This window comes from Micromonospora ureilytica (assembly GCF_015751765.1).
Lineage (GTDB): Bacteria > Actinomycetota > Actinomycetes > Mycobacteriales > Micromonosporaceae > Micromonospora > Micromonospora ureilytica.
The window spans coordinates 63,967-83,317 of sequence record NZ_JADOTX010000001.1 but is presented as its reverse complement, the minus strand read 5'-3'; the positions used below and the strand labels follow the sequence as shown (position 1 = coordinate 83,317).

Annotated in this window: 19 protein-coding genes; 8 read left to right on the top strand and 11 right to left on the bottom strand. The window is 70.3% G+C overall.

The window, feature by feature from the left end; translation table 11 throughout:
• The first annotated feature begins 106 nt into the window (after positions 1–106).
• From IW248_RS00415 to IW248_RS00400, 4 genes are all read left to right on the top strand, one after another.
• A complete protein-coding gene (locus tag IW248_RS00415; protein ID WP_196925181.1) occupies positions 107–709 on the top strand; it encodes a TetR/AcrR family transcriptional regulator in 603 nt (200 codons plus the stop codon).
• A gap of 10 nt (positions 710–719) precedes the next feature.
• The gene (locus IW248_RS00410; protein WP_196925180.1) at positions 720–1,193 is read left to right on the top strand and encodes a GNAT family N-acetyltransferase; all 474 of its coding nucleotides are present in this window, start codon (positions 720–722) and stop codon (positions 1,191–1,193) included.
• A 9-nt stretch (positions 1,194–1,202) separates the two neighbouring features.
• Complete coding sequence (locus tag IW248_RS00405) at positions 1,203–1,682, top strand: hypothetical protein (RefSeq protein ID WP_196925179.1); 480 nt, start codon at positions 1,203–1,205, stop codon at positions 1,680–1,682.
• A 75-nt stretch (positions 1,683–1,757) separates the two neighbouring features.
• The gene (locus IW248_RS00400; protein ID WP_196925178.1) at positions 1,758–2,978 is read left to right on the top strand and encodes an MFS transporter; all 1,221 of its coding nucleotides are present in this window, start codon (positions 1,758–1,760) and stop codon (positions 2,976–2,978) included.
• A gap of 6 nt (positions 2,979–2,984) precedes the next feature.
• Here IW248_RS00400 and IW248_RS00395 read toward each other — a convergent pair whose 3' ends face one another.
• Positions 2,985–3,578, bottom strand: a complete 594-nt coding sequence (locus IW248_RS00395) for an HD domain-containing protein (RefSeq protein WP_196925177.1) — start codon at positions 3,576–3,578, stop codon at positions 2,985–2,987.
• A 104-nt stretch (positions 3,579–3,682) separates the two neighbouring features.
• Here IW248_RS00395 and IW248_RS00390 point away from each other — a divergent pair, with 104 nt between their 5' ends.
• The 3 genes from IW248_RS00390 (at position 3,683) to IW248_RS00380 (ending at position 6,683) form a co-directional block, all read left to right on the top strand.
• A complete protein-coding gene (locus IW248_RS00390) occupies positions 3,683–4,441 on the top strand; it encodes a hypothetical protein (RefSeq protein WP_307787590.1) in 759 nt (252 codons plus the stop codon).
• A 26-nt stretch (positions 4,442–4,467) separates the two neighbouring features.
• Entirely contained in the window at positions 4,468–5,412 is a 945-nt protein-coding gene (locus IW248_RS00385) for an RNA polymerase sigma-70 factor (protein ID WP_196925176.1), read from the top strand.
• Positions 5,413–5,495: 83 nt separating this feature from the next.
• Positions 5,496–6,683 (top strand): NAD(P)/FAD-dependent oxidoreductase, encoded by a 1,188-nt coding sequence (locus IW248_RS00380; protein WP_196925175.1) that lies wholly within the window; start codon positions 5,496–5,498, stop codon positions 6,681–6,683.
• 457 nt (positions 6,684–7,140) lie between these two features.
• Here IW248_RS00380 and IW248_RS00375 read toward each other — a convergent pair whose 3' ends face one another.
• Together IW248_RS00375 and IW248_RS00370 are read right to left on the bottom strand one after the other, a co-directional pair.
• The gene (locus IW248_RS00375) at positions 7,141–8,388 is read right to left on the bottom strand and encodes an Imm21 family immunity protein (RefSeq protein ID WP_196925174.1); all 1,248 of its coding nucleotides are present in this window, start codon (positions 8,386–8,388) and stop codon (positions 7,141–7,143) included.
• Positions 8,389–8,532: 144 nt separating this feature from the next.
• Positions 8,533–9,384, bottom strand: coding sequence for a helix-turn-helix transcriptional regulator (locus tag IW248_RS00370; protein ID WP_196925173.1), 852 nt, complete (start codon positions 9,382–9,384; stop codon positions 8,533–8,535).
• 737 nt (positions 9,385–10,121) lie between these two features.
• On the opposite strand from IW248_RS00370, the gene IW248_RS00365 reads away from it, so the two are divergent.
• Positions 10,122–11,144, top strand: coding sequence for an AraC family transcriptional regulator (locus IW248_RS00365; RefSeq protein WP_196925172.1), 1,023 nt, complete (start codon positions 10,122–10,124; stop codon positions 11,142–11,144).
• An 83-nt stretch (positions 11,145–11,227) separates the two neighbouring features.
• Here IW248_RS00365 and IW248_RS00360 read toward each other — a convergent pair whose 3' ends face one another.
• The 8 genes from IW248_RS00360 to IW248_RS00325 all read right to left on the bottom strand — a co-directional run bounded on the left by IW248_RS00360 (position 11,228) and on the right by IW248_RS00325 (position 19,341).
• Positions 11,228–12,658 carry a hypothetical protein gene (locus IW248_RS00360; RefSeq protein WP_196925171.1) on the bottom strand — a complete coding sequence of 477 codons (1,431 nt, stop codon included), beginning with the start codon at positions 12,656–12,658 and terminating at the stop codon, positions 11,228–11,230.
• On the bottom strand, positions 12,655–13,185 hold the full coding sequence (locus tag IW248_RS00355; protein WP_210820169.1) for a SigE family RNA polymerase sigma factor: 531 nt from the start codon (positions 13,183–13,185) through the stop codon (positions 12,655–12,657). The genes IW248_RS00360 and IW248_RS00355 overlap by 4 nt, the downstream gene beginning before the upstream one ends.
• A 112-nt stretch (positions 13,186–13,297) precedes the next feature.
• Positions 13,298–13,606: a hypothetical protein gene (locus IW248_RS00350; RefSeq protein WP_196925169.1), complete on the bottom strand. Its 309-nt coding sequence runs from the start codon at positions 13,604–13,606 to the stop codon at positions 13,298–13,300.
• A 170-nt stretch (positions 13,607–13,776) separates the two neighbouring features.
• A complete protein-coding gene (locus IW248_RS00345) occupies positions 13,777–14,307 on the bottom strand; it encodes a DUF6036 family nucleotidyltransferase (RefSeq protein ID WP_196925168.1) in 531 nt (176 codons plus the stop codon).
• Positions 14,304–14,696 (bottom strand): hypothetical protein, encoded by a 393-nt coding sequence (locus tag IW248_RS00340; protein ID WP_124818652.1) that lies wholly within the window; start codon positions 14,694–14,696, stop codon positions 14,304–14,306. The genes IW248_RS00345 and IW248_RS00340 overlap by 4 nt, the downstream gene beginning before the upstream one ends.
• A gap of 122 nt (positions 14,697–14,818) precedes the next feature.
• Positions 14,819–15,706 (bottom strand): hypothetical protein, encoded by an 888-nt coding sequence (locus tag IW248_RS00335; protein WP_196925167.1) that lies wholly within the window; start codon positions 15,704–15,706, stop codon positions 14,819–14,821.
• 43 nt (positions 15,707–15,749) lie between these two features.
• Positions 15,750–16,469 carry a hypothetical protein gene (locus tag IW248_RS00330; RefSeq protein WP_196925166.1) on the bottom strand — a complete coding sequence of 240 codons (720 nt, stop codon included), beginning with the start codon at positions 16,467–16,469 and terminating at the stop codon, positions 15,750–15,752.
• Between the two features lie 94 nt (positions 16,470–16,563).
• Entirely contained in the window at positions 16,564–19,341 is a 2,778-nt protein-coding gene (locus IW248_RS00325; RefSeq protein WP_196925165.1) for an AfsR/SARP family transcriptional regulator, read from the bottom strand.
• Positions 19,342–19,351: the final 10 nt, after the last annotated feature.

Sequence of the window (19,351 nt, the reverse complement as noted above, 5' to 3'; positions counted from 1 at the left end):
TGGCCCCACCCGCTCTGGCATCCTGAGCAAGTGGAACCATGTTCCGCTAAGAACAATACGGAACAGTGTTCCGTTTGCCAAGCCGAGTGATGGGGGTAACGGCACGGTGGCCGACATCGACAGCGGATCAGGACGCTCGACCCCGCGGAAGCGGGCCGACGCCCGGCGCAACGAGGCGACACTGCTGGAAGCCGCCGCCTCGGCCTTCGTCACCTCGGGCGTGGACGCGCCGGTACGCGACATCGCCGCCCGAGCCGGCGTCGGTGTGGGCACGATCTACCGCCACTTCCCGACCCGCGCCGACCTCATCGTGGCCGTCTACCGGCACCAGGTCGAGGCATGCGCGGAGGCGGGCCCGGCGCTGCTGACCGCCAGCGGCACACCGCACGCCGCCCTGGCCCAATGGATCAACCTCTTCGTCGACTTCCTGGTCACGAAGCACGGCCTCGCCGAGGCGCTCCAGTCCGACAACGCGGCCTTCGAGACGCTGCACGCCTACTTCCTGGACCGCCTCGTGCCGGTGTGCGCCCAACTGCTCGACGCCGCCATCGCAGCCGGTGAGATCCGGCGCGACGTGACCGCCTTCGAGTTGCTACGCGGTGTCGGCAATCTCTGCATCGGCGCAGGCGAACCCCGCTACGACGCGCGTCGCATGGTCGAACTCCTCGTCGCGGGTCTGCGCCAACGCCAGGGTGCCGGGCCGCGATAACTTATTGATCATGGCGGACTGGGAGCTTCGGCCGGCCTCGGCGGCGGACGTCGAGGCGGTGGCCGAGTTGCGGGCGGTAGTGCTGCGGGCCGATCTGGAACGGCTCGGGCGGTACGACGAACGGCGGGTGCGGCAGCGCCTGCGGGACGGTTTCGTACCGGCGTACACCTGGGTTGTCGAGGTGGCGGGCGCGTTCGCCGGTTGCGTGGCGCTGCGGCCCGGCGCGGACGCCCACTGGTTGGAGCACTTCTATCTGGCCCCACATCTGCAGGGCAGTGGCATCGGCACGGCAGTGCTGCGCGAGCTGCTGGACCGCTGCGACCGCGACGGCACGCTGGTCCGGCTGAACGTGCTGCGGGGCAGCCCGGCCCGGCGGCTGTACGAGCGGCACGGTTTCACGCTCGAGACCGAGGATCAGGTGGATGTGTTCATGGTCCGCGCACCCGGGACGATCACCGTCGAGGCTCGGACAGTGTCAATGTAAAGTTGACAGATGACGTCGGAGCTGGCCCGGTTGGCGGAGGTTCGCGCCACCCGCGTTCGCCTGGACGAGCAGGAGCTGGAGATCATCGACCGCGCACGCCAGGACGGCGCGACGTGGGCGCAGATCGCCACGGCACTCGGCCTCGGCAGCCGGCAGGCCGCCGAGCAGCGTCGACAGCGGCTGGTGGCGGCGCGGTGGTCGCGGCGGCAGCAACGTGACCTCCGACTGCCTCCGCAGATTGCGGCGCTGCGGACGGCGGTGGCCGACCTCGGCCGGTGGATCGGTGCCGACCAGCGGTGGGACGACCGATTTCGTCGAGCGGCACTCGTGCGCAGCACTGTCGACGCCGCCCTGGATTCCGCCCCGGGCTCGCTGTACGCGTTGGCCCTACACCTGGCCGCCGATCTCGCCGAAGCGGGCGAGCGACTGCCCGCGCCCGCTCGAACCGTCGCCACCAAGATCAACGCCGCCCTGTCAACTTCCCGTTGACAGAGCGCAGCAGCATTGCCCCCGCTGAACTCAAGCTAGAGAATGTGAGTCACCTCGACTCAACTCGGAGTGCTCATGCGTCGCAACGCGGGCCTGTTCGTGGCGATCTCAGTGCTGTCGGGCTTCGGCAGCAGCGCCATGTCCCTGGTCGCCGGCATCTGGATCCTGGACCTCACCGGCTCCACCAGCCTCGCCGCCCTCGCCGGGCTCTGCGTGTACGCCCCGGTGCTCGCCGGCCCGTGGCTGGGCGGCCTGCTCGACCGGGCGCCCCGACGGCCCCTGGTCATCGCCGTCAACCTCATGTTGGCCGCCGCCCTGCTGGCACTCCTCACTGTGCGCGGGCCGGGACAGACCTGGCTCATCTTCGCCGTCTCGTGCGCCTACGGCGTCAGCTACGTGCTGATCGACGCCGGCGAGACGGCGCTGCTGCCGTCGGCAGTGGCACCGACCGAACTCGGCGACGTCAACGGGTGGCGCTCCAGCGCGCAGGAGGGCATGAAGCTCGTCGCTCCCCTGGCCGGGGCCGGCCTCTACGCGTGGCGGGGCGGCCACGCGGTCGCCGTCCTCAGCGCGGCCATGCCGGTCCTGGTCGCCATCCTGTACGCGGTGCTCCGCCTGAACCGGACGCCCCCCGACCAGCCCACCGAACGCGCCGGCGGCCCGCGTACCGGCTTGGTGGTCCTGTTCGGACAGCGAGCGACACGTCTGCCGATCGTGCTCGCCGCGGTGTCGATCGCCATGTCCGGCTTCACGACGGCGGGGGCCTACGCGATCGTCGTCACCGAACTGCGCCTGCCGACGACGTTCCTGGGTGTGCTGGCCAGCGCGCAGGGCGCCGGTTCCATTCTCGGTGGCCTGATCGTCGGCCGGCTCATCACGGCACGAGGTCCCGTCGCCGTCGGTGTCGCCGGGACTACGCTGTTCGCGATCGGCTGCCTGGTCCGTTGCCTGCCGTGGTGGCCGGCCACTGTCGTCGGAGCGGTGGTCATCGGCGTCGGCCTGCCCTGGGCCCTGGTCGCGGCGGTGACCGCCGTACAGACCCACACGCCGTCGGCGCTGCTGGGACGCGTCTCCGCGACAGCCAACACCGCGATGTTCGGGCCCCTCGTCGTGGCGATCCCCCTCGGCTCAGCGGCCGTCCACCTCGGCGCCCGCCCGCCGCTCATCGCCGCCGCAGCGATCTGCCTGACAGCCGTGGTGGCGGCCACGCTCCACCACCGGTCGACGCCGTCCGACGATACGTCGACCGCGCCGGCGCCGCGCCGAACGGCGGGAACGGGTCCGACGAGCCGCTGACCGGGTTCACCCGCGTACCGGATGGGTTGCCTGGAAGGCGAGTCGGCGATCCGCGTCGGCCGCGATCTGGTCGAGGATGTCGTCCAGGTCGAGGAAGACCGACCACCGCTCGCGGCCGGTGACGTCGGCCAGCCGGTCCACGAGCAACTCCTCCAGGTCGGTGACCCGCTTTCCCTTCCACACCTTGTCGGCCACGCTGACCAGCAGGTCGTCGACGCCGACGCCGTTCTGGTGCCAGGACGCGTGGTCGCGCGCGAACCGGGCCGACGACTCGGTGACGCCGTGCTGGAGCAGCAGCTCGTAACCGGCGGGCTCGTGCGCGGAACCGGGCCCGGACAGCTCCTCCGGATGCCGGACCTTGCCGATGTCGTGGGTGGCGGCGCCGAAGAGCACCGCCTCGCTGTCGAACGGGAGCTGCGGGAACCGGTGCGCCATCGCATCGGTGAGCTGCGCGGCCACGTCGTGCACGGCCCGCAGGTGCGCGGCGAGGCGCGGCGGCGCGTGCAGCGCCTCCAGCAGGGCCACGACCTGGTCGGGCAAAGGCCGGAGCGGCGGGTCCGCGGGGGCGGTGAGGGCGCGGCGCAACGAATCGGACGTCACCGCGCCAAGGGTACGACCACCTCGCGCTCCCCTCCCCTCTCGCGGGGCAGCCAGAGCCGGTTCGTCTTGGCTACGCTCCCCCGCACCAGGGAAGGGGCTCATCGGTGAGAAATCGACTACGGCAGGTCGCAATGGTGCTGCTCGGCGCGGCGCTGTTCGGCACCGCCGGCCTGAGCCTCGGCTCCTGGTACGCCGGCCGCGGCACCGCGCCAGTCACCTTCGACCAGGCACAGAGCATGGCGGCGGAGCTGCTTCCCGACAGCGAACCAGTCGCGTCAGGGGAGGGCCACGACTACGTCTACGGTGTCTTGGGCCCCAACGACTTCGGGTCGTCGTTTGCGGAATTCCACTACCGCGACACGGCCGCCTGCGCGCACTCCGAGTTGGTGCAGCGCAACGCCACCGCGGTGGGCTGGCAGGGCAGCCACCGGGTGACGGGCACGCCATGCGGTGGCTGGCGAGCCGAACGGGACGGGCTGGCGGCCAGGCTCACCCAGGTGGACCGCCTGGCGATCCTGAGGTTCACGCCAGCCGCGCCCGACGGCTACCTCGCCGTCACCCTGGCCGCCGCCGCCCTGGGTGCCGCCGCTGGGGCGGCGCTGTTCTGGCTGACAGGACGACAGCGTCCACCCGTACCCCGACTGGTTTGCACGCTTGTGACGATCGTTCTCCTCCCGGGCGTCGTCCCCACCTGGCAGGGCCTGATGGCGCATGGATTGACGGAGCCGGCGTGGACGATCTGGCCGGCTCTCGCCCCCGTGCTGGTGCCGGTGGCGCTCGTCCTGCTGTGGGCCGGGGTGATCTTCTACGCCGGGCGACGGGAACCGAGCCGGGCTTCCAGCCCGAGCGTGAGCCAGCTCTGAGCCATCCGCCTGGATACTGTCTAGTCATGCCGCTCAGTCCGGACGAGGTCGAGGTGTTCGAGCACTCCAGGGCCCGCCTGGAGGCGATCGCCTATCGCCTGCTGGGCTCGGCCAGCGACGCGGAGGACGCCGTCCAGGACACCTTCCTGCGCTGGCAGGGCGCCCACCGGGAGCACGTCGAGACGCCGGAGGCGTGGCTCACGAAGGTCCTCACCAACGTGTGCCTGAACCAGCTGACGTCGGCGCGGGCCAGGCGGGAGACCTATGTGGGCACGTGGCTGCCCGAACCGGTCCTCGCCGGGGACCGGATGCTCGGTCCGCTCGACACCGCCGAGCAGCGCGAGTCGGTCTCGATGGCGGTGCTCACCCTGCTGGAGCGGTTGTCGCCCAACGAGCGCGCGGTGTACGTGCTGCGGGAGGCCTTCGACTACTCGCACGGTGAGATCGCCGAGATCCTCGGCATCACCGAGTCGAACTGCCAGCAGACCTACCACCGTGCCAAGCAGCACGTCACCGCGGAGCGGGCCCGCGCCGAGGTCGACCAGGCCGCCGCCCGGAAGATCGTCGCGGAGTTCCTCACGGCGGCCAACAACGGCGAGATCCAGCGGCTGGTGGAATTGTTGACCGACGACGCGACGAGCACCGCCGACGGCGGCGGCACGATCCCGGCCCGGGCCGCGCCGATCGTCGGCGCGCTGGCGGTGGCGAAGTTCCTGCGTGGCCTGTTCAAGCCGGCCGACGTCAAACGGGACCTGGTGGGTGGCAGCCCGGCCATGTACGTCACCACCGCCAACGGCGCTCCGGCGGTGGTGGTCGTGATCGACGACCGGGTCATCGGCGTGATGTCCGTGGAGGTGACGCCCGAGGGTGTCACGGCCATCCACAACCAGGTCAACCCCGACAAGCTCGGCCGCGCCAGCCGGCAGTGGTCCGCCTCCGAGCACGAGGAACCCACCCTCCACGTCTGGTGACCCAGGTCATAGCCAACTCCTGTCAGGAATCGCGTCGCTGTCCGGTTCAGGAAGCGACCACCCACCGAGACAGGAGTGCCACCATGAAGCACCGCATCGTCGTCCTCGGAGCGGGCTACGCCGGAGCCATGGCCGCCGGGCGCCTCGCCAAGCGGCTACACCCGGACGACACCGAGATCACCGTCGTCAACGCCGACGCCGACTTCGTCGAGCGGGTCCGCATGCACCAACTCGCCGCCGGGCAGGACCTCAAACCACGCCCACTGAGCGAGGTCTACGCCGGCACCGCCGTCAAGCCTCGGCTGGCCCGGGTCACCGCCGTCGACGCCGACCGCAGGACAGTCGCGCTCGCCGACGACCACGGCACCGACGAGATCGCCTATGACACGCTCGTCTACGCCCTCGGCAGCGCCACCGCCGACCACGGCGTCCCCGGGGTCGCCGAGCACGCGTACGACATCGCCGGCAGGCCCTCGGCGCTGCGGTTGCGCGACCGCCTCGCCCACCTCGCGGCCGGCGGGACGGTGCTCGTCGTCGGCGGCGGCCTCACCGGCCTCGAAGCGGTCACCGAGATCGCGGAGGCCCGACCGGACCTCGACGTCGCGCTCGCCGCCCGCGGCGGTCTCGGCGACTGGCTCACCGGCAAGGCGCAGCAGCACCTTCGCGGCGTCTGCGACCGGCTCGGCATCACCGTCCACGAGCACAGCGACATCGCGCGGGTCGAGGCCACCGGTGCGGTCACCCGCGACGGTCGGGAGATCCCGGCCCAGGTGACCGTGTGGACGACCGGCTTCGCCGTCCACCCCATCGCCGCCGCCACGACCCTGGCTGTCGCGGAAACCGGGCAGATCATCGTCGACGCCTCGATGCGGTCGGTATCCCACCCCGAGGTGTACGCCGTTGGCGACGCCGCCATCGCCGAAGGACCGGGCGGCAAGCCACTGCGGATGTCCTGCGCCTCGGGCATCCCGATGGCCTGGCAGGCAGCCGACGCCATCGCCGCCCGCCTGACCGGTCGGGCGAAGTTTCCGAAGGCCCCGCTGCGCTATTTCAACCAGTGCATCAGCCTCGGCCGGCACGACGGCATCATCCAGTACGTGACCGCCGACGACCGGGCCAGGCCGTCCCTCCTCACCGGCAAGCTGGCAGCCCGGTACAAGGAGTTCGTCTGCACGGGCGCAGCCTGGGGCATCACGCACCCGGTCCTGTACCCGGTCCGCCGCCACCGGACCGTCCCGACCCGAACGGAGATCCGCACAGCCGCGTCCTGATTGGAGTTCGCGACCGCGTTCCGGCCGGAGCCGCTGTCGGTGCGGTTCTCCGTGGAGACCAAGGACAAGCGGCTCAGGCACAGCGCGGCGGTCGGGCGGGCCGGAATCCCGCTGGGAGCGGCCCGCCCGCATTCGGCCCGGGAGTCGATTACCCGCCGTGGCCCCAACCGGCCTGAGCTGGCGCGGCCATCCAGGTGGCCGCCAGGATGGCGCCGACGGTCGCTGCGTAGATGAAACGACGAATTCGCATGAGCTTCCCTCTCAAGGGTGTGTGCTGCTGCCGTGTGAATAGGCGACAGCCTTGACGGATGGTTGGAGGCCCCCACATGTCGCGAAACTCGTCACCCAATGTCGTTCGCCGGCGTCCTGGGTGATTGGACGTCAGCGTATTGACGCCAGTCAGGATTTCGCTACGGTCAGTGCCTGTTCCGAACAGCCGTGCGCCTGTCCGGGCTGCTCACGGGCCTGTTCGGACCTGTTCGACCACTCGAACCGGCTGCGTCTGCTCGACCAGTTGCACCAGCACCAGCGCCGTTCTCCTGTCGGGTTGCACAGACGCGGTGCGGATCAGGTAGGTGCCGGCGGCCACGTCCACAGTGAGGTGGGTGGTGTGCTCCAGCCCGTCGCCGGTGTAGCCGGAGTCGAACAGCTGGGCTGGCCCACTGGTCGTCCACGTGCCCGCGTCCTTCCAGTCGGCGATCTTGAGCGCCCGGGGAACGAGGCGGACGACTTCCGCCTCGGAGTTGGCGTAGATCCAGCGCACGAAGATCCGCCGGTCCGGGAGGTACGTGGTGGAAGCCGGCTCGTCGGCCAGAACAAGCGCCTGGTCGGCACCGACATCCAGCACTCCGATGTAACCGTCGACCTGGCAGGCCCGGTCGTAGTCACCCCAGGAATCACCGTCGTCCATCGACGCGCCCGTCCACTCGCCGAGCGCTGACGTCGGCACGGCGATGAGCGGCCCGCCGCCCGAATCAACCCACGGCAGCTGGCTGACCGGCCTGCGCGTACGAGCGAGGACGCCAGCCAGATCGGTCATGTCGGTCACGATCGCGTCGGCACCGGCGGCGGCGAGACGTTCGGCCTTGCCGGGCTTGTTGGCGTACCCGACACAGGCGACACCGGCTGCTCGGGCGGCTGCGACGTCGGTGGCGGAGTCACCGACCAGAACGGCGGCATCGGGTGCGACCTTCAACGCCTGCAGGGCCTGCACAACGGGCGCCGGGTTGGGCTTCAGCAGATCGGGATGCTCGCCTCGGCCGACGACGGCGGCGAAGTAGCGGGCACGGTCGCGGCGCCCGAGGTAGGCGTCGATGGCGGCGGCCGAGTTGTTGCTGACGATGGCGAGCGGGCGTCCGGTCGCCAGGCACGCCGCGACCATGTCGAAGGCTCCGATCGTCGTCTCCGCGGACGCCGCTGCCTCGACCTCCGCCGCCTCCAGGGCCGCACCGACGACGCCTACCAACTCGGGTGCGAACACAGCTGTCGCGCGGAACAGCTCCAGCGGGTCGATTCCGTCGCGCAGCTCATCGGGCAGGACGACGCCCCGGCTGAGGATCAGCTGACGCAGGTCGGCGGCGACGCGCGGCGCGGCCTTGCTGCCAAACAGGCGGCAGATCGGACCGTCGAAGTCGACGAGTACGACTTCGGCCCGCTCGGCGATGTCGGCGAGCCGGTCGGGTGGCCGTTCTGCCTCGATCGTCACCATGCGCTCCAGTAGGCCGCCTTCGCTGTCAAGGCTGTCGATACTAGAGGCCGGCGTCGCGGCTCCCCGTCACCAGGTCGGCACCCAGAGGCTGCTCGAGCGCCTCGCACCCATTTCGGCAAGCCATCCAGCCGACATCACTCGTCAGCGGTCCTGCTCTGCCGGTGCCGATACTCCCGTTGCCCGCAGGGTGTCGTAGGGATGGCAGCCGTAGGTCTCGCGGTACGCCTGGGCGAACCGGCCGGGGTGGGTCCAACCCCAGCGTCGGGCCGTCTCCGCCACGGTCTGCCCCGGCTTGGCGTGTTGCAGGTCCCAGTGCGCCTGGCGTAATCGGACGGCACGCAGGAACGCCATCGGACTCTGGCCGTGGTAACGCTGGAACGCCACCTGTAACGCGCGTTGGCTGACCTCGCAGGCTTCCGCTATCCGGCCCACTGTCAGCGGGACCGCAGCATGCGCCTCGATGAACTCGGCGGCCCGGCGTACGATCGCGCGGCCCACGCCAGCCTGCCCAGGCAGGTAGTTGACGGTCATCGTGGTGTTCGGGAACACCGCGACGGCGGTGGTCGCCACCAGGTCCACCAGGCCCGCTCGGGCCAGTGGACTGGCAACCACCGCGTTGACCGCGAGTTGTCGCCGGACGAACGCCGTCATCGACTGCCAGAGCAGGGCCATCGACGGGGAGAGCGGCGCCATCGTGGTGAAGTGGAAATTCGCGGCGGGCAGGCCGGTTCGAGCGGAAGCGGTCGCCGCGACCCGCTGCATAGGCAGCCGAACGAAGACGGACGCCAGATCGTCGACGAGGTGGACTGCACCCGCCTCCGGGTAGCGGCCGGTTGTGCCGGGCCCGAGGCGCAGTTCCTCGTCGTTGGTGCGCACCGCGTACCGGCCGTGCGTCACAGTCGCCACGGCCAGATCGGGATAGGGCAACGATTCGCTGCGGCAGCGCATGGTGTAGCGGGTCTCGCCGATCTCCAGCTCGTCGGCCCGCAACACGGCTTGCCGGTAGCGGAACCGGGCCGGCGGCCCGGAAATGCGAACTCGGTGTTCTCCAAACCTTTCCGCGAGCAGATGGTGCGCTCGTTCTGGGTCGTCGGTCTCGACGACATCTCGGGTCACAGGCTCCTGCCCGTCAGGGTTCCCCGTCCACGGCATGGGCCGTCACCTCCGTCGGGCCGCTAATCCGGCCCGAACTGATTGAACGTGATACTCAGCGGTACGCAACGGCCTGTCGGCGACGCCAGGACGACGGCAGCGACATTCCACGTCAACGCGACACGCTGAGTTCGCAGGCCGATCCGCTTCCCGAACAAGGCTGGCCGTTTCGCGAACCATGGGTCGCGTGATGGTTCTCTACCAGGCCACAATCGAGATCGTTCACATCGCGCCCCCGGCTGCACCGAGGCGGTCTTCCGGTCGGGCGGGATGAATGTGACGTTGTGGTAACGAGTTTCCCATCGCAAAATTGTCGGGTACTTGACTCTTTGGCACACGCGGCCGTCCCCGCTCACCGGCTCTAACCTCTGCCTGTCCGAGCCACTCATCCTGGCTCGGCCCGATCGGCCGGCCGATCGGGGTCCGCGACGTTGCGACCCCGGTCGGCCGGTCCTTCGCGTCCGGCACACGACAGTGCCTGACCGTGTCGGCTAATGCTTTCGCCTCGTTGTACGTAGTAATAGCAGCGTTCTCACGTCTTATCTGCTCGGCCGACCTCAGGTCCGCCGAGCAGACGCATGTGGCGGACGCAGCCGGCTTGCCATGAGGGAGACAGATTGCAACAAGACCTCGGGACAGGCACTTCCGTCACTCGGCACACGTTCGTCACGCACGAGGTCTCGCAGGCGCACGATGTGATCCGGCAGAGATGCGCGGGGCTGGAGCTCTGGCCGCACAGCGTCGCCGACCAGTTCACCTACCGCGAGGAGATGGTCCAGGTCGGGTCGATCCTGGCGACCCGGGTGCAGTGCGCCATGGACGTCGAGATGCATCTTGAGCCCCTGGCTGACCTGCTGATCGTCGCGATGGTGAGCGGGCGGGCCGAGGCACGGGATGGCCGGAACGAGGCACGGACAGGCCCCGGCCAGGTGCTCCTGCAAAAGCCCGGCCGTCCCCTCATCAATATTGGCCAGCACTTCGATCTCTACAGCGTGAACCTGGACTTGGCCATGGTGACCGAGGCGGCCACCGAGCGGACAGGAATCGACCCCGCCGACTTCCGATTCGAGTCGATGACGCCCGTGTCCGACGAGATGGGCCAGTTCTGGCACCACACCGCGGCCCATATCTACCGCCTCTTCACGGGCCCTGCGGAGCCGCTACAAAGCCCGCTCGTGATCCGTGCCGCCACCGACCTGGCCGCCTCCGCCGCTCTCGCCGCCTTTCCGAACACCGCTATCACGCTGTCCTACCGGTTGGACGCCAGCCCGTTACCGACCGGCCCGGTACGCCGCGCCGTGTCGTTCATCGAGACACATGCCGGCGAAGCGATCACCGCCACCCAGATCGCCGACGCCGCCCGCGTCACGCCCCGCGCCCTGCAGGCGGCGTTCCGCCGCCACCTGGGCACCACTCCGATGGCGTACCTTCGCCGGACCCGGCTGGACCGGTCCCACCAGGACCTGCTCGACGCCGATCCGGCCCAGGGGGACACAGTGGCCGCGATTGCGCACCGCTGGGGCTACGTGCACGCAGGCCGGTTCGCGGCCGACTATCGGGCGGCGTACGGCCGTTCTCCCACTGTCACCCTGCACGGCTGATCCGACCCGGGCCTGGCCCGCCTGGCCACCATGCTCGGCGCGGCTGAGCCGCCCTCGGACGACTCGGCCCGCTCGTCGCCGCCTCAGGGTGTCACCCGGGTGGCCGGGCTGTCGCCCGGCAGACCTCCCGCGTCGCGGTCCGACTCCACCGGCGGCAACGGGGTGGTCCCGAGGACACCGCCGTCCCTGGAGTACGCGGTGAGAGTGGCCGCCTGGTCCGGCGGCACCCGGGTGGTGCCGGCGTTCGACGCGTCGAGGACGACAGTGGCCGGGGGTGCGTCTGCGACCGTCACCGTGACGCGGGCCGCGCCCGGCGGGGCGATCACCCGCACCTCGCCCGTGGGGGGCCGGGCGCCGTCCTCGGTCCGGACCCGCCAGCCGATCGGTCGCCTGTCGACGCCGTCGGCCGGCAACAGCAGCCGCAGGTCGGTCCACCAGCCGGTCCGATCGTCGCCGTGCATGGCGTACGCGATCACTCCCCCGCCGGTCGGCTGCACGGTGAGCAGCGCGGCGGCCTGGCCGTGTACGCGCCCCGACCACCGCATCCGCACCGTCGTGCCGGCGGCCGGGAGGTGACTGTCCTGGAGTGCCGTCTGGACGAAGTTGCGGAGGTTGGCGTCGTCGAGCGGCGCACCTCGGGCGGGTCGGCGAGCGGCGCTAACCAGGGATTCCATCTCCGGCCCGGTCGGGTCGATCCCGGCGTACGGGCCGCCGCCCAGGCCTTCCTGGAAGAACACCTGGTCGCCTCGGCTGACCCGGACAACAGGTTCCTGCGACAGCGGCTCGGGAGGCAGGACGGCGAACCCGACTCCTCCTCCGTCCGCCCTGGCGATGTCCTGGTACTCCACAGTCCCCCTCGACGTGTATCGAGGGTCGCCACTGATCGTCACTGTGGATTCGGCCGGACCGACGACGACCGCGAACCCGGCCTGGCCAGGGTATGCCTGCATCAGCGTCATCACCGGCTCGTCGTCGCCCTCGCTGTGGCCGCCGTACCGCATCTGCCGGGCATCGGCCCCGGCCGGGCCCACGTACCAGACAAGCGCCTCCCTGGTCAGCAGGCCGAAGCGCAGCGGCACCGCGACCAGCGCGACCCGGTGGCCCGGCTGGTCGCTGCCGTAGACCAGCCGGATCCGGTCACGGTCGCCGATCTTCCAGGCACCCACCGGGGCGTCGGTTCTCACCGGCGGCTCGGCGCTGATCCGCGCCCGGAGCGTGTCCAGCCAGGCCCGATCCCCGGCCAGCGCGCCCCGCGGTGGCGCGTCGAGTAGCGCCGCCGGAGTGGCGGCGACCGCGATGCCAGGTGCCCATCCCGGCAGGGGAACCACGTTGGTCTGGACCCCGACGAGCGCGACCCCGACCGCGGCGGCCAAGGCCGTCCGGATCAGCCGCGTCCGCTGGTGCCGTCGCTCGCGGCGCGCGAACCCGGGCCAGGGATCCTCGGGTACGTCGACTCCGTGCGCGGCCTCCCGCAGCGCGGGACTGAGCGTCGAATTGGCGAAGCTTCCGGTCATGCCAGTTCCTCCTCGAGCCGTGCCGGGGACTGTGCGGCGGGTGGGGCGAAATCGCTCCGCAGTCGGGCCAACCCGCGCGACGCCTGGCTCTTCACCGCGCCCACGGAGCAACCGAGAACCTTTGCGGTGTCCGCCTCGCTGAGGTCCTCGAAGTAGCGCAGCACCAGCACCGCCTGCGTCCGGGGCGGTAGCCGTCGTAACGCGGCGAGGAGCAGTTGCCGCTGTTCCACCTGCACGTACGCGTCATGCGTCGGCTTGCTGTCGCCGGTCAGCAGCGGCACCTCCAACGGCCGCCGTCGACGCCGCCAGGAGATCGCCGTGTTGACCATCGCCCGGCGTACGTAGACCTCGGGAGCGTCCCTGCGCAGCACCCGCCCCCAGCGGCGGTGGGTCTTCTCCAACGCCGACTGCGTCAGGTCCTCGGCTGTCCCCCGGTCACCGGTCAGCAGGTACGCCGTGCGGAGCAGCGATCCCCACTGTCGTTGGACGAACAGCCGGAACTCTTCATCGTCCTCGTGCCGACTCACTCCACCTCCAGGTCGCGTCCACCTCGCGTCCAACTGCGGACGCAGAGTGAGACGCCACCTGCGGCCTCCGGGGTTGAGTGGAAGATCGCACGCCGGGCCCAAGCCCGACGGCTCAATCCTCTGGTTGTTGGCCCCTGGACGGCCCATCGGACTCAGCCTGACGCTCGGCCTGCCAGATGGCATGTCCCTTGAGCAGGTATCCGATCCAGTAGATCGCGAAAAGGATCATGAAGCACCCGAAGAACATTCCCGAGATGATGCTCGCGAGAACGAGCGCTCCCTGGCCGTCACTCAGCCCATAGATCACGAAGCTGACGAGGCCCAGAAGGAAGAACAAGACCATGTAGAGCGGCAGTGTCGAACTGTCTGCCGGGTGGGACGCGCGAGGCGGCCAAGGGACGCGAGGGTCGTTGCCGATCACCTGACGAGTATCAGCGGCTCGCTTGGTCGACGCCAGCGATCTTCTCGTCGGGCAGGCATACCTCTTCTGACCCCCGACCGGGGGTCAGAAGGCCGCAGAACGCCGCTCGGTGACGGCTGGCCACTACTGCTGGTCGGGACTTGTGGTCGATTGGAAGCCCGATGACATCATTACTGACCATCGAAGACGTCATCGAGCACGAGTCTCGCCCGCCCTGGAACATCCTCGTCCGGAAAGATCTCCGCACAGAGACTGAGGACTTGCGCCGAACTGGTCAGACCGAGGCGCTCGACCAGGAAACGGATGTCATCGGCATCCCGTCGACGCGCGGCGAGCACCTTCATAGCTAACAGGTGCTCCGGCGACGCCGCCAACACCCGCAGGCCTGGGTGGTCGAAGACGCGAGGAGCCATCGCATCGCCGCCCGGCGCGACGTAGGCGCTCGCCTGCTCATTGAGCCACCAGTGTGGAAGACCAAGTTCATCGGCGACGGCCCTCGCTTCGTCGAGCACGACGCCGTGCGGCTGGAAGACAGCATCGATGTCCCGGGTCGCGCGGCGCGCGTCGTAGGCCAGAGCCATCGCTGCCCCGCCAAAGATGTAGATATCCGCAACCACGCCCCGCTTAGCAAGCCGGTCGCCCAGCCGGTGGAAGGCATCTTCGATCGCAGTACGGTCCAGCAGTGGGTCATCGGCGCTCACGCGACGTTCAACTCCTGGGCCGCCACATAAATGCCGCGACGCCGGAACGCCGCTGGCGCGTGCACCACCGCGTCGACACGTGCGGCACGTGTGTTGAAGGGGAACCAGAACTGCCGCAGCGAGCGCGTCGCAACCCACGGCGGCGCGCCTCGCCCATCTTTTGCCGCCAAATGCTCCGCCAGCGCCGCCAGGAAGACGTCCCAGTGCTCGTCACCGACTAGAGCCGGCTCCGCGTCCAGCAGACCGGCGCGGTCGCCGGCCGGTTCCCATCGGTATTCCTCCAGGAACTCCGCCACCAACCGCCACCGTCGCGTCTCGTCAACCCCGACAAGCAGGGCACCAAGTCGCTCCACCGTCAGGGGCTCATAGGCCGCAGCACGATCCTTCACACCTGTGACGCTAGTACACCCGCAGGTAGATCCAGGCTCAGCCACTGCACAACTCGAGCGCAGAATCCGCTCCGCGTCGTCCCCTGGGGTCGACGCGGAGCGGGGTGTCGGCGGGCTACCCGTTAGAACCCGCTCCATTTGTAGGCCGAGCATTTCCAGGTCTTCCCGCCATCCTTTGAGTTGCACCAAATGATGATCTTGCCGAGGACGGGAAGGTTGAGGGTGAAGACGTGGCCCCTGTTCTTCGCGTACACGACGCCGGAGTTCTCGGCGATGTCGGCCAGCGCCCATCCAGGGTCCGGTCCATCCAGTGTCGCCACCCGGCGCATCGACTCGATGTCCTTGCCGTCGAGGAGCGTCCTGATCTCGTCCGCCGAGGGCTCACCGTCGCCGACCAGCGTCTCCACCGTGTACGGGCCTTCGACGGCGACGCCACTGGCCTTCTCGAAGGCGGCCTTCGTACCGCCCACCGTGGTGCTGCCGGCGAGGTCGAGGGCGAGGATCGGTCCGCCCGTCAGGCGCGACAGCAGGCACTCCCAGATTGTTTTGCCCGAGGCGACGCACATGGTCAGGCACCACTCCCGGCCGTCGGGGGTGGACGAGGCGAAGAGCAGGGACGTCGCCGTCGCACTGTCGCCGCTGCCGTCGTACGCCCCGTCGGCGAGGTCGGCCATGGTCGTGCCGAGGACGTCCCGACTGCCCGGAATCGTGCCGACGACCTTGACACCGTCGACCTCCTTTCCGGCGGCGAGCGCTTCGAGTTGGTCGCCGGTGAGGTTCCGGCCGCCGGTGTCGAAGGCCAGCACCTTGTCCAGGTCGCCGACGGGCCGGCCGGTCAGGTCCTCGAACTGTTGCAGCATCGTCCCCGGCGCGCCGGGGTGGTCGGTGACCGTCGTCCGGGCCTCACCACCCTCGGCGGCCTGCGACGGGGCGTACGACGCGGTCAGCCCGACGATCAGGGCGGTCGTGACGATGGTGGCGCGCCTGGCGATGTCCCGCAGAGTTGTCATCCTGTCCTCATCTCGGTGATCGGTGTCGGCGGGGTGGGGCGGGCTACCAGCGACACGTGACGATGTCGCCGAAGTCGTTGGGGGATCCCAGGTCGCAGTGGTCGTCGATCCACTCACCGATGTCGCCGAGGGTGTCCACGATCCAGGCGATGGCCGCCTTGATCGCGCCCCAGATGCTGAAGTAGACGACTGTCGTTTCGGGGGTGCCGCCGGCCTCGTCGATGACGTCCTTCGTCGACATGGCGGCATTCGGCTTCTCGATGATGTCCAGCACCCGTACCCCTGTGGTGTCCTTGCCGGCCAGCAGCGCCTCGACCTGCTCCGGGGTCCGCTCCTTGCCGTCGTCGACCGCCACGATCGCGCGGTCGATCAGCACCTCACGGCTGCCGCTGACGGCCTGGGCGATGCCGGTCATCTCGCCAACCGTGAGGTCGTTGCCGAGCGCGGGACCGGTGAACCGTCGGACCGAGGCGGTGCCGGCCGGGTTGATCTGGATCTCGTCGGCCGTGATCATGTCGTCCGCTCCGAAGGGCGCCCAGGCGAACGTCCACTTCCCGGCGACGCAGCGGAACTGGCCGTACTCCCGACCCTCGGACGCGGTCTCGGTGCGGAGGATCTTGCCGCGCTCGTCGACGTGCTGGACCACGCAGTCGGCGCCCTTCTGCGGCGGCTTCTCGGTCTGGGCCACGGCGGCGGAGGACATGGCCAGCACCGTCCCGCTGACCACCCCGATCACCGCGAGGCGGTGTGCCAAACGACTCATCGAACGCTCCATTCCTGATGCGGAAGAAACTGGTGTCCGAAGAGTGGCGGGCCGCGCTGAAGCGGCCCGGAAACGGCGCTGAAAGCGGGGTACGTCAGTGCTGCCGCATGGTGTCGAGCTGTTCGAGGTCGGCGCGGATCGAGTCGGCGTCGGCATCACCGAGTTCGTCGAGGATGGTCAGGGCTCGACTCCAGGCGGCACGGGTGGCGCCGAGGTCGGCGAGGGCCCGGTGGCTGCCGCCGAGATTGACGTACGTGCTCGCCTCGGCGTACCTGTCGTGGACCTGGGTGAAGAGTTCGAGGGCGTGCTCGTAGCAGGCGATCGCCCGCCGGTCGTCCCCGAGTTGGTGATGGGCGTGGCCGAGGCTGTCCCAGGTGTCGGCCTGGCCCTGGACGTCGTCGACCTCCTGCAACATCCGCAGCGCCTCGCCGCACGAGGCAAGGGCACTGTGGTAGTCGCCGAGCAACGCTTCCTGCCAACCGACCGCGTTGAGGGTGTACCCCTGCCCGGCCCGGTTTCCCGTCCCCCGGAACAGGGTCAGTGCCCGCCGGGAGTGGTGCAGTGCCTGCTGGTGCTGGCCCTGCCGCTCGGCCAGCTGCCCAAGGTTCAGGCAGGTGTGCGCCCGGCCGGCGTCGTCGCCGACGTCGCTGAACAGGTCGAGTGCGCGCCGCAGGTGGTCGTCGGCCTCGTCGTACCGTCGGAGCCGGGAGCAGGCGAGACCGAGGCTGCGGTGCGCGTGGCCCTGCCCCGCCTGATCCCCGATGCGGGACGCGGCGGCCAGCGCGATTTGTTGCGTGCCGAGCCAGTCCTGCCAGTGCCCCTGCCGGTGCAGGAAGCCGGCCAGGGTCCAGGCGAGGCGCCAGGCGTGTCCCTCGAAACCGGACCGCGCCGCGAGCGGTACTGCGGCGAGCAGGACGGGGATCTCGGCGGTGAACCACGCCGCGGCGGCCGACCGGCTCCTGGGGCGTTCCGGGGTCACTCCCGCCCTGGGTGGCGGGAGGCTGATCGCGCTGAAGTGCGGGTGCAGTGCGAGGTCGGCGGCGTGGGCGGTGTGCAGGCAGTGGTCGAGCAGCCGGTGCACGGCGTCCCGACGCTCGGCCGGCGGCTCGGTCTCGTCGGCGAGGTCGGCGGCGTACGCGCGCAGCAGGTCGTGGAACGCGTAGCGCCCGTAGGTGTGCTCGGTGAAGAGGTTCGCCCGGGTCAGTTCGGTCAGCAGGGGACCGGTCGTCTGCCCGTCGGCGCCGGCCAGGCTGGCCACGGCCGGGGCGGCGACGTCCGGGCCGGGATGCAGGCTCAGCAGCCGGAACAGCCGGGCCGCGGGTGGGCTGAGCGTGCGGCACGACCAGGAGAAGACCGCCCGGACGTCGGTGGCCTCGTCGCCCGCGCGGAAGGCGTCCAGGTCGCCCAGTTCGCCGGCGACGGCGGCCAACGAGAAGTGCCGGTTGGTGGCGGCTCTGGCCGCGACGATGGCCAGGGCGATGGGCAGCCGCGCGCAGCGGTCGGCGATGTCGTCGACCGCTGCGGGTTCGGCGGCGACCTGGCGCTCCCCGAGACGGCGGACCAGCAGGTCGCGGGCTTCGCCAGGGCTCAGCAGATCGAGGGGCACCGGTTGGGCGCTTTCGGTGACGACCAACGGGATGAGCTGGTCGCGGCTGGTGACGATCGCGAGGCAGTCCGGCGAGCCGGGCAGCAACGGCCGGACCTGTTCCGCGTCGCGCGCGTTGTCGAGCACCACCAGCAGACGCTTGCCCGCCACAGTCGTGCGGTAGAGGCTCACCATGGTGTCCGGATCGCTGGGCATCCGCGCCGCCGGAACGCCGAGTGCCTCCAGGAATCCGTGCAGCGCTCGCGCCGGTTCGGTAGGCGTGGCCGCCGGGTCGAAGCCGCGCAGGTTGACGTAGAGCTGCCCGTCGGGGAAGCGCGCGGCCGCGCGGTGCGCCCAGTGCACGGCAAACGCGGTCTTGCCGACGCCGGCGGTCCCGGACACCACGACCGCGCCGCCCCGGTCGACGAGCGCGTCGAGGGCGGCGATCTCCGCGTCACGTCCGGTGAACGTGGGTACGGGCGGAGGCAGTTGCGCCGCGACCGGCACCGCCGCTGCCGGGGCCGGCGCCGGGGCGGCGATCGCGGTGTCCTGGCGCAGGATGGCGCACTCCAGATCCCGTAGCCGTGGACCCGGGTCGATGCCGAGGTTCTCCCGCAGGTTGTCGCGCAGCCGCCGGTACGTGGCGACCGCCTCGCCCTGGCGGCCGTCGCGATACAGGGCGAGCATCAGTTGCGCGTGCAGGTGCTCATCGAAGGGGTGCTGTCGGACGAGCCGTTCCAACCCGGGGACGAGCCCGGCGTGCTCACCGACGGACAACCGGGCCTCGGCGAGGGATCGTTCGGCCTCCAACCGCAGGCGGGCCAGGTGTTCCGCCTGCTCCTCAAGCCAGGCGGATCCGGCCACGTCGGCCAGCGGTGGGCCGCGCCACAGCGCCACCGCGGCCGTCAGGTGCTTCACCTGCTCGTTGCGGTCCGTCGAGCGCCGGGCCAGCTCGATGAGGCGCTCGGCGGCCTGGACATCAGTGGAATCCGGCCCGGTGTCGAGCAGATAACCGGGCGGGCGCGCCACTATCGATCCGGGCTCGCCGAGCACCCCGCGCAGGTAGGAGACGTGGCGTTGCAACGTGTTCGCCGCGGTGGCCGGTAGCTGGTCGCCCCAGACCACGTCGATGAGCCGGTCGACGCTTACCACCCGGCCCGCGTGCAGGGCCAACGTCGCCAGCACCGCCTTGCGGCGCAGGCCGTTCACCGCCTGCGGACTGCCGGCGACGATCACCTCCACCGGCCCGAGCAGCCTGACGCGCACGCCCGTGCCAGCGATTGACATCACCGAATCA